This window comes from Achromobacter sp. UBA2119 (assembly GCF_002331005.1).
In the GTDB taxonomy this organism is placed as follows: Bacteria; Pseudomonadota; Gammaproteobacteria; order Burkholderiales; family Burkholderiaceae_B; genus Achromobacter; species Achromobacter animicus.
This window is the reverse complement of the sequence record NZ_DCYD01000015.1, coordinates 699290-717875: the sequence shown is the minus strand read 5'-3', so window position 1 is coordinate 717875 and position 18586 is coordinate 699290. Positions and strand designations below refer to the sequence as shown.

The following is an 18586-nucleotide window of genomic DNA, read 5'->3' as shown; positions in this document are numbered from 1 at the left end:
CGCGCGCCCTTGCCTAGCGGTGATCGTGAGAGTGCACCTGCAGCGCTTCCAGGAACCGCGATACCATGTTGTACGCGGCGACTGTCGCCGTCAGCTCGACCACCAGCTTTTCCGACCCCATGGCCGCCCGGACGGCGTCGAACACCGCCTCGGGAACCTGCACGTGACGCGTCATGGCGTCCGTGTAGGCCAGCACCGCCCGTTCGCGTTCGCTGAACAGACCCGAGGTTTCCCACGCATCCAGCGCGTCCAGCTGCGCCGGGGATACGCCTTCCTTCAACGCGATCGGCGCATGCTGGTCGGCCTCGTAGGGCGCTCCGTTGATGGCCGCCACCCGCATGATGACGAGCTCGCGCAGATCGCCCGGCAACGTGCTGAGTTGCCGGATCGACGTCAGGTAATTCAGCCAGCCGCCGGCCACCGCGGGACTGTGCAGCAGCATCTGATACAGATGCAACACACTGCCCCGCTGCGCGACAATGTTTTCCACCAGGGGCCGTGCTTCGGGATGAGTCAGATCAGCGTAGGGCAAACGGGCCATGCGAACTCCGGAAGGTAGGGGGCAGCAAATGCACACATTCTCACAATATCTTTGACATAATGGCAACACACTTGCGCGTCCACGGTATCTCACTCGCATGAATGCGCCCACCGAATCCTACCCCCAACTCACTCTCGCCAATTGCGACAGCGAACCGATACACATACCGGGCGCCATCCAGCCGCTGGGGGCCCTGCTCGCGTTCGATCCCGACGGCACGCTGCGTTACGCCAGCGAGAATGCCGCCCAGTTGCTCGACACCTGCCTGACGCTGGACCAGCCTTGCGCGCCTGAGGCGTTGCCGCCGGGCCTTGCGTACTGCCTGTCCACGTGGCTCGGTAACCCCGACCCCATTTTCGATCCGCTGACCATCACGCTGGATCGCGCCACCTATGACGTGATCGGCCATCGCAATGTCGATGGGCTGACGATTGTCGAACTCGAGCGCCGGGCCGACGGCGTCGGCATTGCCGCGCCCGAGCGCATCTACCGCAGCATCGAGCGCGTGCGCCGGCAGCGTGACATTCCCGCGCTCCTGGACAGCATGGTGCGCGAAGTGCAGCGCGCCACGGGCTTTGACCGGGTGATGGCGTATCGCTTCCATCCCGACGACAGCGGCGAGATCGTGGCTGAACAGCGACGCGCCGACCTGGACGACTGGGTGGGCCGCCGCTATCCGGCCGGCGACATTCCGGCGCAGGCGCGCCGGCTCTATACGGTAAGCACCCTGCGCCTGATCGCCGATGCGACCTACCACCCGGTGCGCGTGCTGAGCGCCCCTTCGCCGGATTCCCAACCGCTCGACTTGAGCTTCTCGGTCTTGCGCAGCGTGTCGCCCGTTCACCTGGAATACATGGCGAACATGGGGGTACGGGCGTCTATGAGCCTGTCGCTGGTCATCGGCGGGCGCCTGTGGGGCATGATCGCCTGCCACCATCACACGCCGCGGGCCGTGCCCTACCCCGCCCGCCTGGCGTGCGAGGCGATGGCGCAGGTCGTTGCAGCCACGGTGTCCGGCATCGAAGCCAATGAGCGGGCCGAGCAGTCCCGCCAGAACGCCGCGCTGGTCAGCAAGCTTGTCGAGCGCGTGTCGGCCTCTGAAAACGTGCATCAGGCGCTGTCGCAGGGCGGTGAGACGCCGGCGTCGCTGGTCCCGAACGATGCCGCGCTGTGCCTCTGGAGCAACAGCGTCACAGTGTTTGGCGGCATTGCGCCGCGCGGCGAACTGGCGGGCATCCTGAACGCGCTGGACCAGAGCGGACAGCGCGTGGTGCACACCACCAACATCGCGCGCGACTACCCCGAATTGCAGACCGAAATCGTCCCGTACGCGGGCCTGCTCGCGTGCAAGTTCGACCCCATGAACAATGGCTGGCTGGTCTGGTTGCGCAAGGAGCAGATCGAGACCCTCGTGTGGGGCGGCAAGCCGGAAAAGCAGTACGCGGTCGGCAGCCTCGGCCCGCGGCTGACCCCACGCGGCTCGTTCGAAGCCTGGCGCGAGGTCGTACGCGGAGTCTGTCTTCCCTGGCTGCCTGGGGAGCTTGAGGCCGTGGACAACCTGCGTGACGAGCTCTCGCACATTTCGACCAGCCGCGCCGCCGACGTCGACCGCGCCCGCACCGCGCTGCTGGCCATGCTGGGCCACGACCTGCGCGACCCGCTGCAATCCATCTCCATGGCCGCGACCCTGCTGTCCCGCACCGATACCGGCGCGCGCATGGGCGAGCGCATCCGCTATTCCAGCGGCCGGATGCAGCGCCTGATATCGCAGGTGCTGGACCTGTCGCGCCTGCAAGGCGGCCTGGGGCTGGGCATTGAAAAGCGGCTGTGCGACCTGTCGGCACTGGTGAACGGCCTGATCGAGGAAAAGCGCCAGGCCTACCCCGGCCTGCGCATCGAACCCGACGTGCCGGACGGCCTGATGCTCATGGCCGATACCGACCGTATCGCGCAGGTGGTGACCAATCTGATGGGCAATGCGCGTCAGCACGGCGCGCCCCGCCAGCCCATCATGGTGACCGCCGCAAAAACCGATGACGGCATTACGCTCAGCGTCATCAACCATGGCGGCCCGATCGCCGAAGACGTGCTCGCGCACCTGTTCTCGCCCTTCAAGCCGGAATCGGTGGGCCAGTCGCGCAACCGCTCCGGCCTGGGGCTGGGCCTGTACATTGCCGAGCAGGTCGTGCGCGACCACGGCGGCGACATTGCCGTCCAATGCCGCGACGGGCTCGTCATCTTCACGGTCACGCTGCCCCGCGCCATGCCTGAAGCAACCCCCTCTTGAACCTGGGAGACATAACTTGAACGAAGTGCGCGCCATGCGGGTCCTGCTGGTGGACGACAACGAAATGGGATCGGAACTGCTGGCCGAGTTCCTGGCGCTTTCAAACCTGGAGACGCGGTGCGCCGCCACCGGGGCCGAAGCCCTGGAGCTGGTCAACACGTTCGCGCCGGATGCCGTGCTGCTGGACATCCTGCTGCCCGACATGGACGGCTACGAGCTGGCCAAGCGCCTGCGCGAACGCGCCAACCCGCCGCGCATCTATGCGCTGAGCGGCCTGGCGCGGCACGAACGACGCGATGCCATCAACGGCATCTTCACTGGATGGATCGAAAAGCCGGCGGACCCCGACGCGCTCCTGGCCATTCTGCACGAGGCCAACTGACGGTTCTTTCATGATGCAATCCGACACCCTTGGCCTGCTGGCCGCAAAGGGCGTGCAGCTCAAGGTGCTCAGCCAGATCTTCCCCGTGCTGCGCCATGAAGTGCTGGGCCCGCTGTCCAGCGCCTCGCTCGCGGCCGCCATGCTGCGCCAGGCGCCTGAAGGCACCACCGGCGAAGCCGTCCAGCAGCGCTGCGAGCGGCTTGCCGGCGATCTTTCCGACATGCTCGACGAAAGCGTGGGCGTGGTGCGCGAGCTGGATGGTTGGCTGAGCGATGGCGGCGCCATGACGTCCAGCGGCGACCTGCTGCATGACTGCCGCAAACTGATGTTCTCGCACCTGCTGCTGGCGAGCCACGGCATCCGCTGGCCCGAGCAGGTGGCGCACGCCGACGTGCCGTTGTTCAGCACACGATATCTGGTCCTGGCATGGCTGTTGTGCCTGTTGCCGCTGGTGCCCGCGGATGCGCAGCTCGAAGTGGACGCGTCCGAGCCCGGCGTGTGGCGTGCCCGCGTGCCCGAAGGCGCACCGGCCTCGGACAAGCCGCCGGCTTTTGATCCGCAGGAAATCGAGCTGCTGGCGTCCGCTTCGGGCTGGCGGCTGGAGCGTCAGGATCGCTGCTGGTCGCTGCATCTGCCGGCGTAACCCGCCGCCGTAACCCGCCGCCGTAATATCACCGGCTTGATGTCGCCGGTTTAACCGTTCCACCAACTCTTCACGTCACGAGCCCCATGATTTCTCCCGTCCATCAGGTGCTGCGCGAAGGCACCCGCGAACGTCACGAAACACTGGACCAGGGTCTGGCGCTGGCCGAAGACCATGTCGACCGCGGCCATTATCTGGCCTATCTGCGCGCGCTGCTGGGATGGCTGGAACCGTTGGAGCAACAGCTCTGGCAACTGGACTGGCCGGCGTCGCTGCGCGCCCCTGAGCGGGCCGGCAAGACCGCCTGGCTGCATGAAGACCTGAAGGCGGCGGGCGACCCCGCGCCCGTCGTGCATTGCGCACAGCCGCCGCAGATAGAGGCGCCCGACGCCTACGCACTAGGCGTCGCGTACGTTGTCGAAGGGTCGCAGTTGGGCGGCCGTTTCCTGGCCAAGCGCCTGCAGGCGGTGGCGCCCGACTTGCCCCAGCGCTACTTGCGCGGGTATGGCGAGCAGGTGGGACCGCTGTGGAAGGAATTTCTGCTGTACCTGGACAGCGGGGCCGGCGCGGCGGGCCGCGAGGAACAGGCGCTGCAAGGCGCCCGCGACGCCTTCGACAGCCTGACCGCCTGGCTGCGCAGCCAGGGCGCGCTCCGGGCCTGAGCCCGGCAGCGCGACCCAAGGCGGATTACAGCTTTTCGGTTTCGCCCGACTTGGGCTGCCACTTCATCAAGCGCTTCTCGCCAACGCCGACGATGGTGTCCAGGATCAGCGCAAAGGCGGTCAGCACGATGATGCCGGCAAACACGGTGTTCACGTCGAACGTGCCTTCGGCCTGCAGGATCAGATAGCCCACGCCGCTTGCCGACCCCAGGTATTCGCCGACGACCGCGCCCACGAACGCAAGACCCACCGAGGTGTGCAGGCTGGAGAACACCCAGCTCGTAGCCGACGGCAGGTACACGTGACGCAGCAGCTGGCGCTTGCGTGCGCCCAGCATGCGGGCGTTGTCCAGCAAGGTGGGGCTGACTTCGCGCACGCCTTGATAGACGTTGAAGAACACGATGAAGAACACCAGCGTCACGGCCAGCGCCACCTTGGACCAGATGCCCAGGCCGAACCACATGCCGAAGATGGGCGCCAGGATGACGCGCGGCATCGAGTTGGCTGCCTTGATGTAGGGATCCAGGATTGCGCTGGCGCGCGGCGACAGCCCGAGCCACAAGCCGAAAGCCAGGCCCGCGATCGTGCCGATGAAGAACGCCAGCACGGTCTCGGTCAGCGTCACGGCCAAGTGGTTGTAGATGTCGGCGTTGGTGACGAACCACGCCCAGATGCGCCCCCACACCTTCAGCGGTTCGCCGAAGAAAAAGGCGACCTTCGGATCGCGCGACGCAAAATGCCAGACGGCCAGGATGATGACGAGCAGCAGCAATTGCCAGACGCGCAGGCTGCCGGAACCGGATTTGTTCAGTTTGGGCATGGCTCAGGCTCGCTTCTGTTGGGCATAGCCCTTGAGCACTTCCTCGCGCAGCACGCCCCAGATGGCGGCATGCAGCTCGACGAAACGCGGGTCGATGCGCACTTCGGCCACGTCACGCGGACGCGGCAGATCGATGGCAAATTCTCCGATGGGATGGGTGCCCGGACCGGCGGACAGCACGATCACGCGGTCGCTCATGGCGATGGCTTCGTCCAGGTCATGGGTGATGAACAGCACCGCCTTGCGCTTGGCCATCCACAGGTCCAGGACCTCGTTCTCCATGAGCTGACGCGTCTGAATGTCCAACGCCGAGAACGGTTCGTCCATGAGGATGATGTCGGGGTCGCGGATCAGCGTCTGCGCCAGCATGGCGCGTTTGCGCATGCCGCCCGACATCTGATGCGGATATCGGCCCTCGAAACCGCCCAGGCCGACGCGGCGCATCCATTCACGTCCGCGGTCCAACGCCTCGGCGCGGGGTACGTTGGCGAACTCCAGGCCGGCGATGACGTTGTCCAGCGCGCTGCGCCAGGGGAGAAGCGCCTCGCCCTGGAACATGTAGCCCGCACGTTCGTTGATGCCAACCAGCGGCTGGCCAAAGACCTTCACCTGCCCCGACGACGGCGCCAACAGGCCGGCGCTGACGTTGAGCAACGTGGACTTGCCGCAACCGGTCGGGCCCACCACGGACACGAACTCGCCCGGCGCGATGGCCAGGGTCGTGTCGCTGACCGCGGTGTAGCGCTGCGACCGGTCGTCACGCGAGACAAAGGTGCAACTTATGTTTTCCAGCGACAGCGCGGCTTCAGCCATTGGCATACTTCTCGTTGGCGCGGCGCGCGAAATCGTTGGTCCACACCTTCGACGGATCGACCTTTGAGCCGTTGAAGTCAGCCTGGTAGGCGGCCAGCGCCTTGAGCGCGGTGGCCGCGCCGTCTTCGGGGATCATGCCGTCCGGCGACAGGCCTTCCATGCTCTTGCCGAGCGCGGCCTTGTAGATGGCCGGATCGCCCAGCAGGTAGGTTTCGGGCACGACCTTGGCGATTTCCTCGGGGCCGGCCTTCTGAATCCACTTGTCGGCGCGCACGATGGCGTTGGTCAGCGCCTGCACGGTGTTGGAATTGGCGTCGATGAACGTCTGCGGCGCATACAGGCAGCCGGCGGGCATGTTGCCGCCGAAGATTTCCTGCGTGTCCTTGAGCGTGCGCGTGTCGACGATGATCTGGATGTCGCCGGGCATTTCCAGCATCGAGACCACCGGGTCCGTGTTGGAGATGGCGTCGATCTGGCCGCTGCGCACGGCAGTCACCGCGCCCGCGCCAGCGCCCACGCCGATGAAGGACACGTCGGAGGCCTTCAGGCCGTGCTTGGCAAGGAAGAAGCTGACCACCATGTTGGTGGACGAGCCCGGCGCGGTCACGCCGATCTTCTTGCCTTTCAGGTCAGCCGCGCCCTTGTAGCCCGGGATGTTTTTCTTGGAGACGCCCACGCCGATCATCGGCGCGCGGCCTTGCAGCACGAAGGCGCGATAGGCCTGACCCTTGGAGTGCATGGACAGCGTGTGCTCGAAGGCGCCCGAGACCACGTCGGCGCTGCCGCCCACTACGGCCTGCAGGGCCTTGGAGCCGCCGGCAAAGTCCGCGATGCTGACGTCCAGCCCTTCGTCCTTGAAGTAACCGCGCACCTCGGCAATCGTCAGCGGGAGGTAATAGATCAGCGGCTTGCCGCCGACTGCGATCTGGACCTTGGTCTTTTCAAGCTTCTGCGCGCGCACGATGGCAGGGGCCATGCTCATAACGCCGGCAGCGCCGGCGATCTTGAGCAGTTCACGGCGGGTGACTGTCATTGCTTTGTCTCCTGGTTGTCGGATATTCCGATAGCGCCGGTCTTCGCCAGCTCGTCGATAGCCGCTGAATCATACCCCAGCGATTTCAGGACTTCCTCGGTATGTTCCCCTAATTTCGGGCCCACCCAGCGCGTCTGGCCAGGTGTTTCGGATAGCTTGGGAACCACGCCCGGCAGCTTGACGGGACTGCCGTCTGCCAGGCGATGCTGTTCGATCATGCGGCGCGCAAGGAACTGCGGATCGCTGAACATGTCGGCCACGCTGTAGATCTTGCCGACCGGCACGTCGGCGCGCTTCAGGGCTTCGAGCGCCGCTTCAATGTCGCGTCCGTCGCACCATTGCTGGATGGCGCCGTCGATCTCTTGAACGCGCCGCGCGCGGCCGTCGTTGCGCACCAGATCCGGATCCTCGGCCAAATCGTCACGGCCGATGGCCCGCATCAGGCGATGAAAAATCGCGTCGCCGTTGCCGGCGATGACGATGTTCTGGCCGTCGCGCGTGGTGTAGGTATTCGAGGGCACGATGCCCGGCAGCGCGCCGCCGGTGCGCTCGCGCACCACGCCAGCCACGTCGTACTCGGGGACCAGGCTCTCCATCATGTTGAAGACGGCTTCGTACAGCGCCACGTCAACCATCTGGCCCTGCCCTGCCTGGCATTCGTCGCCCGTCTTGCCGTTCCAGCGGCCGCCGGTGGCGTCACGATGGCGCAGCGCCATCATCGCGCCGATCACGCCGTGCAGCGCCGCGATGGAGTCACCGATGGAGATGCCGACCCGCAGCGGCGGGCGGTCGGGGTGGCCCGACACGTAACGCAGGCCGCCCATGGATTCACCGATGGCGCCAAAGCCGGGCTGATCCTTCATGGGGCCCGTCTGGCCGTAGCCGGACAGGCGGACCATGATGAGCGCGGGATTGATGGCGCGCAGCTGCTCAAAGCCGAGCCCCCACTTTTCCAGGACGCCGGGGCGGTAGTTCTCGACCACCACATCGGCGTCCAGCGCCAGCTTGCGGGCGATCTCTTGCGCACGCGGGTCCTTCAAATTGAGCGCGATGGATTGCTTGTTGCGGGCCTGCACCGTCCACCACAGGGAATTGCCCTCGTGCAGATGGCGCCAACTGCGGATGGGATCGCCGCCGCCCGTGCCGTCCGGCCCGTGCGGGGTCTCCACCTTGATGACGTCGGCGCCGAATTCGCCGAAGATGCGCGCGGCGAATGGGCCGGCGATAAGCATGCCGAGTTCCAGGACTTTCAGTCCGGTCAGCGCTGACATGAATTGTCTTCCTCACATTGATTGCCCGGCCGATACGTTGCCGGCGGGCGTTCTGGTACCGCGAGCGTCAGGTGGTCTTGCGCTCCATCAGCGCCCAGGCGATGGTGCCGGCGTCGACGTATTCGAGCTCGCTGCCGGCAGGCACGCCGCGCGCCAGGCGCGTGACCCGCAGGCCGCGCTCGCCCAGGGCCTCGCCCAGGAAATGCGCGGTGGTCTCGCCTTCGGCCGTGAAGTTGGTGGCCAGGATGACTTCCTGCACCACCCCATCCGTCGCGCGCTTGATCACGCGCTCGAAATCCAGTTCACGCGGACCGATGCCTTCCAGCGGCGCGACCCGGCCCATGAGCACGTAATACAGGCCACGGTAACCGTGGCTGGACTCGATCATGTTCTGGTCGGCCGGCGTTTCGACGATGCACAGCAGCGAGGGATCGCGCTTGACATTGGAGCAGGTGGCGCAGACCTCGTCTTCGGAAAAGCTGTTGCACCGCGCGCAGTGCTTCAGATCCCGCACCGCGCCGGCAAGCGCCCGCCCCAGCAGATCCGCGCCTTGCGGATCATGCTGCAACAGGTGATACGCCATGCGTCTGGCCGATCGCACGCCCACGCCGGGCAGGCGCCGCAGCGCTTCGATCAGCGAGACCAGCGGCTCGGGTTCGGGCAGTAAGGGATCCATTGCAACCTACGGCAGCGGCAATCAGAACGGCAGCTTCATGCCCGGGGGCAGCGGCATGCCGGCGGTGACGGACGCCATCTTTTCCTGGGACGTGGCTTCAGCCTTGCGCAGCGCGTCGTTGAACGCGGCGGCGACCAGGTCTTCCAGCATGTCCTTGTCGTCGGCGAGCAGCGACGGGTCGATCTCGACGCGCTTGACGTCGTGGCGGCAGGTCATGGTGACCTTCACCAGGCCGCCACCCGAGGCGCCTTCGACCTGGATGTCGGCCAGCGCGTCCTGCGCCTTCTTCATGTTTTCCTGCATCTGCTGCGCTTGGCGCATCAGGCCGGCGAGTTGTCCTTTCATCATGATGGGAGCTTCCTTGAACGAGGGGAATGAGGTTGGCCGCCGCGTCAGGCGGCGGCCGCTGAATCAACGTGGCGGATCGAGCCAGCAACGACATGGCCGCCGAAATCCGACAGCAGCGCTTGCACGAAGGGATCGTCGGCGACGGCGTTTTCGGCCGCGAGCTGGCGCGCCGCGCTCTCGGCCTGGGCCACGGCATACGCCGTGGCGTCACCGGTGACGCCGACCTGCACGTCCAGCCGGATGCCCTGCCCGAAATGTTCGCACAGGACGGTCTGGAGGCGCACGCGGCTTTCGCTTTCGGCCAGGGTCTTGACGGCCACGCGCAGGATGATGGCATCGCCCTGTACGCCAGCCCATTCGCTCTGGCGAGCCAGTTCCGATGCCAGGCCCGTAACGGGCAGGCGCGCCGCCAGCTCGGGCCAGGACGCCGAGTCCATGTCCGTCAGGCGAGGCGCACGCGACTGGCGCTTGCGCGCGGGCGCGGGGCCATCGCGGCGGGCGGCCGGCGGTGCAGGTGCCGGGGTGGGCGACGTGGCCAGCGTTTCGAACTCATCGTCCGGGTCGGACGTGAAACCGCTGTCGGGCATGAACCCGCCTTCGGCTTCAAAGGGAATTTCTTCGTCGACCCAGGACGGCGGGCCGTCGGTGTCGCCCATTGCCGGGGCGGACGCGGATGCCGGGGCGATCGCCGCGGCGGCCGGTGTCACGGCCAGGGCAGCGGAGCCTTGCGGTTTGGCGGTCGGGGCGTGAGGCGCTGCGGCGTCGGGAGGCGAGGCGTCGGCGGTCGGGGTGTCGGCGGTCGATGCGTCAGGCGTCGATGCGTCAGCGGCCGTTACGGCGCGCGCTGCAGCGTTGCTCGTCGGTGCATTGGACGTCGCTGCGCCCGCGTCTGCATTCGTGGCGTCCGGCGGCAGGTCTTCCCAAGGCGGGACACTGCTGCTGTCTGCGGATTGCGGGACGGGCGCGGCAGGCGATTGCGGCAATACGACGGCGGCGGACTGCGCGGGTGCGGCAGCGACGGCGGCGGGAGATTCCGACGGCGCGTCAACGGACGGGGACGCTGATGCGGACGCGGACTCTGATGCGGATGCCGGCGCCTCGTTGCGCGACGCATTGTCGTCGGCGGCGGTGCTCGCCGAGGCATTGACGGCCTCGGCATGGTTGACCGATGCGCCTGACACTGGCGGAGCGACTGCGCCGGCGTCGGGCGCAGACACGGCAGGCTGACCCGCGCCCGAAGGCGCTGCGGCGGCGGTGACAGCGGCGCCAACCGCATCGGCAGCCGGCGCGGCGATGGCCGCCGCGGGTTCCGCGGTCTGACGCGCAGGCGCGGCGGGCGCTTCCAGCGCGGTCTGCGGGCCGGCGTCACCATTGAGCGCCAGCATGCGCAGGCACGCCATGATGAAGCCCGCGTATTCGTCGGGCGCCAGCGTCAGTTCGCCGCGGCTGTGCACGGCGACGGAGTAGAACAGTTGCACGGCATCCGGATGCAGCGCCTGTGCAAGCCGGGCGATGTCGCCGGCCAGCGGATCTTCGGCGGCGGTCACGCCGGTCACGCGCTGCTCGATCGCCACGCGCGAGAGCAGCACGGCCAGGTCGGCCAGCGCACCGGCATACGACAGTCCGCGAATCGCAAGTTCGTCGGCCACGGCCAGCACGCCCTTGGCGTCGCCCGAAGACAGGGCATCCAGCAGGCGCACGAGATGGCGTTGGTCGATGGTCCCGAGCATGCCGCGCACGGCATCTTCGGTAAGGTTGCCCGCGCTGTAGGCGATGGCCTGGTCGGTGAGCGACAGGGCGTCGCGCATCGAGCCCGACGCCGCCTGCCCAATCAGCCGCAGGGCCGGGATTTCAAAGCCGACATCTTCCTGGCCGAGCACGGCCTGCAGATGGCCAACGATAGAGTCGGCCGGCATCTGCTTCAAATTGAATTGCAGGCAGCGCGACAAAACCGTCACCGGGATCTTTTGCGGATCGGTGGTGGCCAGGATGAATTTGACGTGCGGCGGCGGCTCTTCCAGCGTCTTGAGCATGGCGTTGAACGCGTGCCCGGTCAGCATGTGGACTTCGTCGATCATGTAGACCTTGAAGCGTCCCGCGCCCGGCGCATAGACCGCCTGCTCCAGAAGCTGCGTCATTTCCTCGACGCCGCGGTTGGACGCGGCGTCCAGCTCAAGGTAGTCGACAAAGCGGCCCGCATCGATCTCGGTGCAGGCGCGGCAGACGCCACAGGGCTTGGAGGTGATGCCGGTTTCGCAGTTGAGCGATTTGGCCAGGATGCGCGAGAGCGTGGTCTTGCCAACGCCCCGCGTGCCGGTGAACAGCCAGGCGTGATGCAGGCGTTGCGTGTCGAGCGCATGCGTGAGCGCGCGCACCACGTGATCCTGTCCCACCAGGGTATCGAACGATCGCGGCCGCCACTTGCGGGCCAATACCAGATAAGTCATGGCTGGATTGTAGAGCCTGATTGTTGAACCCGTTGATCGAGCGGGCTGGAATGCAAAGGGGACGGGCTTATTCCCGTGGAACGAATCCTTGGAAAATAACCCCGTCCCCTGTGAAAGCGAAGTAGCAAACGCTACAGCTTTGAAGAATCCGGTTGGCGAGCCTTACTCCGGCACTGACCCTAAACGACTATGGCTGCTTCGTTCCCGACCTGACCAGGTTCACCGTCGAACCATGCGAAGGGGCCCGCCAGCCGAGATTCTAGCAGAGCTGCGCTTCGCGCGCTCGCTAGCCTCTCGGCTGGCGGGCCCCTAGGGGCAATATGTGGGCCCCCTCCCCGGCCCTCCCCCCGAGGGGGAGGGGGTGGGGGTCTTGCTTCGCTTGCCCCCCTTCGGCTCGCTTCGCTTTGCCTTGCCTTGCCTTGGGTGCTGCGCTTTCTTTGTTGGGGGGGGCGTTGCTTCGCTTGCCCCCCTTTGGCTCGCTTCGCTTTGCCTTGCTTTGCTTGCTTGGGTTTTCGCTTCGCTTTATTCCATCAAATCTATCCACGCCTTTGCGCGGGGGAAATACAGGGCGGCTCGGGCGCTGCGGCCATCTAGGGCTGTGACCTGGGTGCAGTAGCGCTGCAACTGTTCACCGTGGCGTTGGCGCATTCGGGTGGCGAAAGCGGGTGCGGACTCGCCGGGGTGAGGTCTGCCCGTCTTGTAATCGACGATCAGCCAGCCGTCTTCGGTGCTTAGGGCCAGGTCGATGACCGACACTTTGCCTGCTGCGTCGATGAGGGGCCACTCTCGACGGGCGCCTGACTGGGATAAGAGCCATAGGCCGCGTTCGTCTGCCAGGGTGGCTTGCAGGGTTTCCAGGACGGCTTCGGCGGCTGCGTCGGCTTGGCTGGCGGGGATGCCTGCTCGGGTCAACTGACGGCGCATGGCGGGTAGGCGGGGGGTTAGCGCTTCGGGGGGCCACGCTTGTATGCCGTCCTGACCGATGCGGGCCAGCCATGCGTGGGCCAAGGTGCCGATGGCGGCGTCGTAGCCGGCTTCCAGTTGCCACGCGGGATGTTCGGCAGCTTCGCCCCATGCGCCGCGTGTGGCCGTGGCGAAGCCGGCGCTCATGGTGATGTTCGCTTGGCGTTGCAGCTGCGCGAGGCCCGCGCTGTCGATGCGGCGCAGGGGTTCGCCTTGCCATTCGGGGGCGTCGCCCTCCTCTTGGATCGGCTCGCCGTTGAGCGATGGCGGGACGGGTGGGGTCAGGCACGGCCACAGGCGGCCTAGCAGGCTGGCTGCGGGTGGGGGCTTGGTCTGGCCGGTGGCTTCGTCGATCGAGACGTGTCCGACCAGGTGCAGGCGCTTGCGGGCTCTTGTGGCGGCGACGTAGAGGAGGCGGTCGATTTCGTAGGAGGCGCGGCGGGCTTCGCGGGCGCCCAGGTAGCGAGAGACGGGGTCTGCCTCGGTTTCGGCGCGGGGTTTGACCGGGCCGAAGAGGACGCGGCCGCCGCTTTGTTCGAAGCGTACCAACGGGGCCTGGTCGCCGCGCGGCGCGCGGTGCAGGCCGTACAGGATCACGGTTTCGAACTGCAGGCCCTTGGACTTGTGCATGGTCATGATCTCGACCGCGCCTTCGTCTTCGTCGGCGGCGTCGGGGGCCGCGAAGAGGCGGGAGATGCCGGCGTCCAGTGCAGCCACGTCAATGCTGCCGTGGGGGGCGAGGCGTTCGACCAGTTGGAACAGGCTTTCTGCGTCGTTGGCGACGGACAGGCCGGCGTACAGGCCCGGTCCGCCCAGCCGGCGCCATAGCGATTCTACCCATGCTGCGAACGGCATTGCGCCGGAGGCGTTGCGCTTGTCCAGCAGCACGGATGCGACCTGGCGCAGGCGTGCGAACTCGTTGGCGCTGAGCACGGTTTGCGCGGACGGCGCTTCGGGTTCGGGTGCCGGCGCATCAAAGAGCGACGCTTGCGGGGCTGCCGACGCAGCGGCCGTTGCCGTGGCGGCGGGTTGCGGCGCAATGCGCAAGGCGCGTTCCAGCAGCACAGGTATCGGCGTGATGTGGTCGTCGCCAAACAGGCGCTGCAGCGACGTTAGCGTCAGGCCGCAATAGGGCGCGCGCAGCACGGACAGCCAGGCGAGGCGGTCGGCGGGATGCGACAGCGCGCGCACGAGCTGGACCAAGTCGGCCACGACTGGGCGCAGCGCCAGCGGCACGAGGTCAACCGCGCGGGAACGGATGCCTTCCTGCGCCAGCCGGCGCGTGAGATTGCCAAGGTGGCTGCGGGCGCGCACCAGGATGGCGACGGGGTGCTTGGCGCCCTTGTGGTCGGTGAGGGCCTGGCGCACCAGCCCCACCGCGATGTCTTCAGCCTGTTCTTCGGCGGGCGGCGCGCCCTCGCGTGACCAGGCCGGATGAAAGCGCACGGCGGGGTCGGGCAAGGCCGGATGAAAGGCCGTGGACGGGCTGTAGGCAATGGCGCCTGCCGCGGCGTCGCTGCGGCGGGGCAGCAGGTCGACGAACGACTGGTTCACCCAGTCCACGATGCCGGCTTGCGACCGGAAGTTGTCCGTGAGGTTCAGGAAGTCTGGTTTGACCTCTCCCACGCCGACGTCGGCCACTTCCAGGAACAGGCCGACCTCTGCCTTGCGGAAGCGGTAGATCGACTGCATGGGGTCGCCCACCAGGAACAGGCTGCGGCCGTCGCCGGACTGCCAGCCTGCCGTGAGCGTGCGCAGCAGGTCGAGTTGCGTCTGGCTGGTGTCCTGGAATTCGTCGATGAGCAGATGGCGGATCGAGGCGTCCAACTTGAGCAGCAGTTCGCCGGGATCGTCGGCGCTGCCCAATGCGGCGGCGGCGCGCTGGGCGATTTCGATGAAGTCCACCTCGCCCTTGTCGGCGAAGCGCAGGCGCAACTGCGCGACGGCGAGCGCGAGCGTCATGAGCTGCGCGCCCAGCACTTCCCACTGCGCATCGGTGAAATGCGGCGCGGGGATATCGCGGACGGCGTGCAGGCGGCGCACCCACGCGCCTTGCGCGTCGGCGCCTTCAAGCCAGGCGACGAAAGGTTCCTTGTGCGCGCATTTGGCCGGGAACCCCAGATTCTTGTTGACCGTCTTGCGCAAGGAGCCGGTGCCGGTCAAGAGCAGATGCGCGACGGCACGCCACGCGTCCAGCAGTTCGGCATCGGGCTGCAGTTCTTCGGTCCAATCCAGCAAAGCGGCCAGCTTGTTTTCGTCTTCGCCGTCCTGCAGGTTGGCCGCGGCAAGCCGCGCGGGGCCACTGAGCGAATCGCACCAGCCGTAGGGCATGGCGGCGCACAGGGCATCGAGGTCTTCGCCAATGGCTTCGGCCAACGTGGCCTCCATGGCCTTGCGGTCGGAGCCGTGGCGCAAGAGCGGCAGCCATTGATCGCGCTGGCCCAGCATGTCGGCGATGGCGTCCTTGGCGGCCTGCACGTCGACGTCGAGGTGACGCAGCAGGATGCGCACGGCCTCGTAGTCGTCGGCGAGATCCAGCGTGGCGCGCGCCGCGGCCTCGTAGTGCGAACGCGCATCGTCCGTGATGTCCGGCATGCCGCCCAGCTCGGACAGCCACGGCATACTGCGCACCAGCCCCGCGCAGAACGAGTCGATGGTGCGGATGGCAAGACGCGCGGGATGCTCGAGCAGATGCCAGCCTTGTTCTGCATTGCGTTCGAGCGCCGCGCGTGCGAGGTCCCAGCTGCGGCGTTCGTGGGCGGCTGCGGGCGGCGCCTCCAGGCCACGGCGCAGCTTGCTCAGCACGCGGGCATGCATCTCGGAGGCGGCCTTGCGCGTAAACGTGATGGCGACGATTTCTTCGGGCCGGTTCACCGTAGCCAGCAGGGCCAGGATGCGGTCGGTCAGGAGTTCGGTCTTGCCCGACCCCGCAGGCGCCTGGACCAGAAAGGAGCGCGCGGGATCGAGCGCTGCGGCGCGCGCGGCGTGGTCATGCGGAAGGCGATCTTGTTCGGCCATGGTCATGCGTCCTCGTCGTCCAGATGCAAGCGCAGGAACGGCAAGGCATCGCAGTATTTCAGATCGTCGCGCCGGTACGCGACGTTGGCCGCATAGCCGGCGACGTATTCGTCGGCCAGCGACTCGATAGCCACGCGCCAGCGTTGGCGGATGTCGGGCCAGGACAGGCCTTCGAAGAATTTGCTTTCGCTGGCCAGCGTGACGCCCGGCATGCCCAGGTCTTCGTCGGCCAAGCCTTGTGCGGCGACCTGCCGCGCGTGGATCTGCGCGAGCACCAGGCCCGCCGCTTCCCCGCCGGCGGCGTCGGCCAGCACGGACGCGTAGAACGGCAACTGCACGTTCACGGGACGGCTGCGCGACCAGTCGGGCTCGGGCTTGGCCGCGGCCACGCCGGTCTTGTAGTCGACGATGACGTTGCGGCCATCGGGCAGGCTGTCGATGCGGTCCAGCCGCAGCTTCAGGTTGAGCGCGCCACGCTGCCACTGATGGTTCTTTTCGACCTGTGCGACCGCGAACGGCATGCGCTGCGCTTCGAGGTCGAGCCACGACGCCAGCACGGCCTGGGCACGCTGGCATTCCAGCGCCCGCAGGGCCGGTGCGTATTCCTTGAGTTCTTCATCAGCGGCCTGCGCCACGGCCTGCTCCAGCAGCGCCGGCAGGCGGCCTGCCGCAAGCTGTTCGTGCAGCGCATCCTGGTCGGGCATCATGCCCCACACGATTTCGAGCGCCTTGTGCAGGAACTGGCCGCGCACGTTCACGGTGGCGGCGTCGGCATACGGCGCGAGCTCGCGCCCGCCGAGGCGATGGCGCACGAAGGCCCACAGCGGATTGCGCGCCTGCGTGTCCAGCACATCCAGCCCGCCCCCGCCACGATTGCCGGCGGCCAGCGGCGGCCCTTGCGAATCGTCCAGCGATTCCTGCGGCAAGGCGGCCTGCGATTCGGCCAGGACCGGCGCCCAATCGGTGAGGGGAAGCGCGGCGATCAGCGGCGACGGGCGCAATTCGCGCTCGCCATCCATATGCGCGTGGCTGACGATGATGTCGGGCGCGCAGCGGCAGAGCGCGGCGTACATGCCTTCCGCCCATTCGCGTTCGCGCTCGGGCGTGGCGCGTGGCGCCCTGGCCTGGCGCAATACGGCCAGGGGCAGCAGCGGGTTTGGCTTCGGCGATGCCGGCAATACGTCGTCCGTCAGGCCCAAGAGCCAGACACCATCCCAGTAGCCGCCTTCGGCTTCCAGCAAACCCAATACGTCCAACCGCGCGAGCGGGTCGCGCTGCGGCTGGAACGAGGATGAACGCGCCACGCTTTCCAGCAGGTTCACCGCCGCCAAGCCGCCCAGACGGCCCGCGGCCGGCGCCAGCGCCGAAAAGCTGCCGAGCGCATCGCCAAGCGCACCCATGACCTGATAACCGACGCTGTCCAGCGGCGCTTCGCCGGGGAAGCCCAGGGCAGTCAATGCGGCCTTCATGCGCAGCATCCAGACATCGCACGTCGCCTTGTTGCCGCCTTGCGTCCAGATCTCTGTGGCGTGGTTCCATGCCTGCGCCAACAACGGAATGTCCGCGAGCAGTTTGCGCCATTCCGGCAAGGCTACGTGCAGCTTGCCCTGGCGCCGCCAGCGCGCGTCAATGGCCGCAAGACGCGCGCGGTCGCGCACGTCGCCGGCGCAATGCCCTGCAAGCAGCGCGGCGCCCAGCACGTCGACGCCACATCCCTTGCCGGGCGCGCATTCGGCCAACGCCCGCAGCCACGCCAACGCCGCGCGCGCCATGGGCCATTCGTCAAGCGGACGGCCCACCGCCACGTTGAACGCAAACGCCGGCGCGCCGTCGCGCCCGGCCAGCGCCTGGCTGAGCACGCGGCGTGCAAATGGGGATTCGGCTTCAAGTTGCGGCGAGACGATGGCATAACGGCCGGCGGGGTTGGCCTTCAATTGGCTGGCCGCCCAGGCCGCGGCGGCGCGCCATTCAGCGCCTTGGTCTGCGGCTTCGAAGCGATGCGCCACCGCTTGCACGCGCTGCGTGTCGCGCCATTGCGCAACATCCGTGCCCTGCGCCTCGAACGCCAGCAGCAGGCGCTGAAAGCGCGGTGAGATGTCCGTGAATCCGGCAAGCACCAGTTGCCGCGGCGTGGCGAGGCGGCCGGCTTCAAGCGCGCGCAGCACGCGCGCATAGCCCTGGTTCGCGTCTTCGGCGTCAATGCCGGCGAGTGTCTGGCGGTAGCGTTCGCGCCATCGCGCAAAGCCGCGGTATTCGTCGGTATCCGCGCCGGAAGGCACCTGCAACGCCCATTCGTCCATGAGCAGGTCGGCATCCATCGACAGCCGGGCAGCCTGGCTGGCGTCCAGCAGGACGCGTTCGGCTTCTTCGATGCGGATGGCTTCGGTCCAGACGAGCTGTGTGGCGAAACTGTCGAGCCGGTAGGCAGGCACGTCTTCGTCTGATTCGAACGCGAGCTCGTTAGCGGATTCCGCAAGCCAGGCGGACAGCGGCAGGATGCGAGGCAATTCGCTGACCTGACGTTCCTGGCGCAGCAATCCGGCGAGCTCGAGCGTGAGGCGGCGCGACAGGCGATTGTTCACCGTCAGCACAAGCGTGTCCGCCGCAGGCAGACCAGCGATGTCTGGCAACGAGAGATCGGAGTAGGTGGGCGCTGCGTCCTGCATGGTCATCCAAGGGCGC

Annotated in this window: 14 protein-coding genes and 1 other RNA gene; 4 read left to right on the top strand and 11 right to left on the bottom strand. The window is 67.2% G+C overall.

What is annotated here, in order from left to right; genetic code table 11:
- Positions 1-13: 13 nt before the first annotated feature.
- On the bottom strand, positions 14-541 hold the full coding sequence (locus B3098_RS17775; protein ID WP_279972413.1) for a carboxymuconolactone decarboxylase family protein: 528 nt from the start codon (positions 539-541) through the stop codon (positions 14-16).
- 97 nt (positions 542-638) lie between these two features.
- On the opposite strand from B3098_RS17775, the gene B3098_RS17770 reads away from it, so the two are divergent.
- From B3098_RS17770 to B3098_RS17755, 4 genes are all read left to right on the top strand, one after another.
- Positions 639-2828: an ATP-binding protein gene (locus B3098_RS17770; protein ID WP_286898101.1), complete on the top strand. Its 2190-nt coding sequence runs from the start codon at positions 639-641 to the stop codon at positions 2826-2828.
- A gap of 25 nt (positions 2829-2853) precedes the next feature.
- Positions 2854-3210 carry a response regulator gene (locus B3098_RS17765; RefSeq protein ID WP_224776719.1) on the top strand — a complete coding sequence of 119 codons (357 nt, stop codon included), beginning with the start codon at positions 2854-2856 and terminating at the stop codon, positions 3208-3210.
- A gap of 10 nt (positions 3211-3220) precedes the next feature.
- Positions 3221-3853: a hypothetical protein gene (locus tag B3098_RS17760; RefSeq protein WP_218343182.1), complete on the top strand. Its 633-nt coding sequence runs from the start codon at positions 3221-3223 to the stop codon at positions 3851-3853.
- An 86-nt stretch (positions 3854-3939) separates the two neighbouring features.
- The gene (locus B3098_RS17755) at positions 3940-4515 is read left to right on the top strand and encodes a biliverdin-producing heme oxygenase (protein ID WP_286898099.1); all 576 of its coding nucleotides are present in this window, start codon (positions 3940-3942) and stop codon (positions 4513-4515) included.
- A gap of 25 nt (positions 4516-4540) precedes the next feature.
- Here B3098_RS17755 and B3098_RS17750 read toward each other — a convergent pair whose 3' ends face one another.
- From B3098_RS17750 to B3098_RS17705, 10 genes are all read right to left on the bottom strand, one after another.
- A complete protein-coding gene (locus B3098_RS17750; RefSeq protein WP_175126032.1) occupies positions 4541-5335 on the bottom strand; it encodes an ABC transporter permease in 795 nt (264 codons plus the stop codon).
- 3 nt (positions 5336-5338) lie between these two features.
- On the bottom strand, positions 5339-6148 hold the full coding sequence (locus tag B3098_RS17745; protein ID WP_056570777.1) for an ABC transporter ATP-binding protein: 810 nt from the start codon (positions 6146-6148) through the stop codon (positions 5339-5341).
- Complete coding sequence (locus B3098_RS17740) at positions 6141-7181, bottom strand: ABC transporter substrate-binding protein (protein WP_286898095.1); 1041 nt, start codon at positions 7179-7181, stop codon at positions 6141-6143. The genes B3098_RS17745 and B3098_RS17740 overlap by 8 nt, the downstream gene beginning before the upstream one ends.
- Positions 7178-8452: a CaiB/BaiF CoA transferase family protein gene (locus tag B3098_RS17735; RefSeq protein ID WP_286898093.1), complete on the bottom strand. Its 1275-nt coding sequence runs from the start codon at positions 8450-8452 to the stop codon at positions 7178-7180. The genes B3098_RS17740 and B3098_RS17735 overlap by 4 nt, the downstream gene beginning before the upstream one ends.
- Positions 8453-8519: 67 nt before the next feature.
- Positions 8520-9128, bottom strand: coding sequence for a recombination mediator RecR (recR, locus tag B3098_RS17730; RefSeq protein WP_175126029.1), 609 nt, complete (start codon positions 9126-9128; stop codon positions 8520-8522).
- Positions 9129-9149: 21 nt separating this feature from the next.
- Positions 9150-9476 (bottom strand): YbaB/EbfC family nucleoid-associated protein, encoded by a 327-nt coding sequence (locus tag B3098_RS17725; RefSeq protein WP_056326789.1) that lies wholly within the window; start codon positions 9474-9476, stop codon positions 9150-9152.
- A gap of 44 nt (positions 9477-9520) precedes the next feature.
- On the bottom strand, positions 9521-11923 hold the full coding sequence (gene dnaX / locus B3098_RS17720) for a DNA polymerase III subunit gamma/tau (protein ID WP_286898088.1): 2403 nt from the start codon (positions 11921-11923) through the stop codon (positions 9521-9523).
- 151 nt (positions 11924-12074) lie between these two features.
- An RNA gene (gene ffs, locus B3098_RS17715) (signal recognition particle sRNA small type) lies at positions 12075-12172 on the bottom strand.
- Between the two features lie 273 nt (positions 12173-12445).
- Positions 12446-15904: a UvrD-helicase domain-containing protein gene (locus tag B3098_RS17710; RefSeq protein ID WP_286898087.1), complete on the bottom strand. Its 3459-nt coding sequence runs from the start codon at positions 15902-15904 to the stop codon at positions 12446-12448.
- 2 nt (positions 15905-15906) lie between these two features.
- A complete protein-coding gene (locus B3098_RS17705; RefSeq protein ID WP_414631291.1) occupies positions 15907-18576 on the bottom strand; it encodes a PD-(D/E)XK nuclease family protein in 2670 nt (889 codons plus the stop codon).
- Positions 18577-18586: the final 10 nt, after the last annotated feature.

Coding starts and splice junctions, on each gene's coding strand:
- B3098_RS17710 (WP_286898087.1), bottom strand. CDS start 15,904: ATGGCCGAACAAGATCGCCTTCCGCATGACCACGCCGCGCGCGCCGCA.
- B3098_RS17750 (WP_175126032.1), bottom strand. CDS start 5,335: ATGCCCAAACTGAACAAATCCGGTTCCGGCAGCCTGCGCGTCTGGCAA.
- B3098_RS17745 (WP_056570777.1), bottom strand. CDS start 6,148: ATGGCTGAAGCCGCGCTGTCGCTGGAAAACATAAGTTGCACCTTTGTC.
- recR (WP_175126029.1), bottom strand. CDS start 9,128: ATGGATCCCTTACTGCCCGAACCCGAGCCGCTGGTCTCGCTGATCGAA.
- B3098_RS17725 (WP_056326789.1), bottom strand. CDS start 9,476: ATGATGAAAGGACAACTCGCCGGCCTGATGCGCCAAGCGCAGCAGATG.
- B3098_RS17775 (WP_279972413.1), bottom strand. CDS start 541: ATGGCCCGTTTGCCCTACGCTGATCTGACTCATCCCGAAGCACGGCCC.
- B3098_RS17735 (WP_286898093.1), bottom strand. CDS start 8,452: ATGTCAGCGCTGACCGGACTGAAAGTCCTGGAACTCGGCATGCTTATC.
- dnaX (WP_286898088.1), bottom strand. CDS start 11,923: ATGACTTATCTGGTATTGGCCCGCAAGTGGCGGCCGCGATCGTTCGAT.
- B3098_RS17755 (WP_286898099.1), top strand. CDS start 3,940: ATGATTTCTCCCGTCCATCAGGTGCTGCGCGAAGGCACCCGCGAACGT.
- B3098_RS17760 (WP_218343182.1), top strand. CDS start 3,221: ATGATGCAATCCGACACCCTTGGCCTGCTGGCCGCAAAGGGCGTGCAG.
- B3098_RS17705 (WP_414631291.1), bottom strand. CDS start 18,576: ATGACCATGCAGGACGCAGCGCCCACCTACTCCGATCTCTCGTTGCCA.
- B3098_RS17770 (WP_286898101.1), top strand. CDS start 639: ATGAATGCGCCCACCGAATCCTACCCCCAACTCACTCTCGCCAATTGC.
- B3098_RS17740 (WP_286898095.1), bottom strand. CDS start 7,181: ATGACAGTCACCCGCCGTGAACTGCTCAAGATCGCCGGCGCTGCCGGC.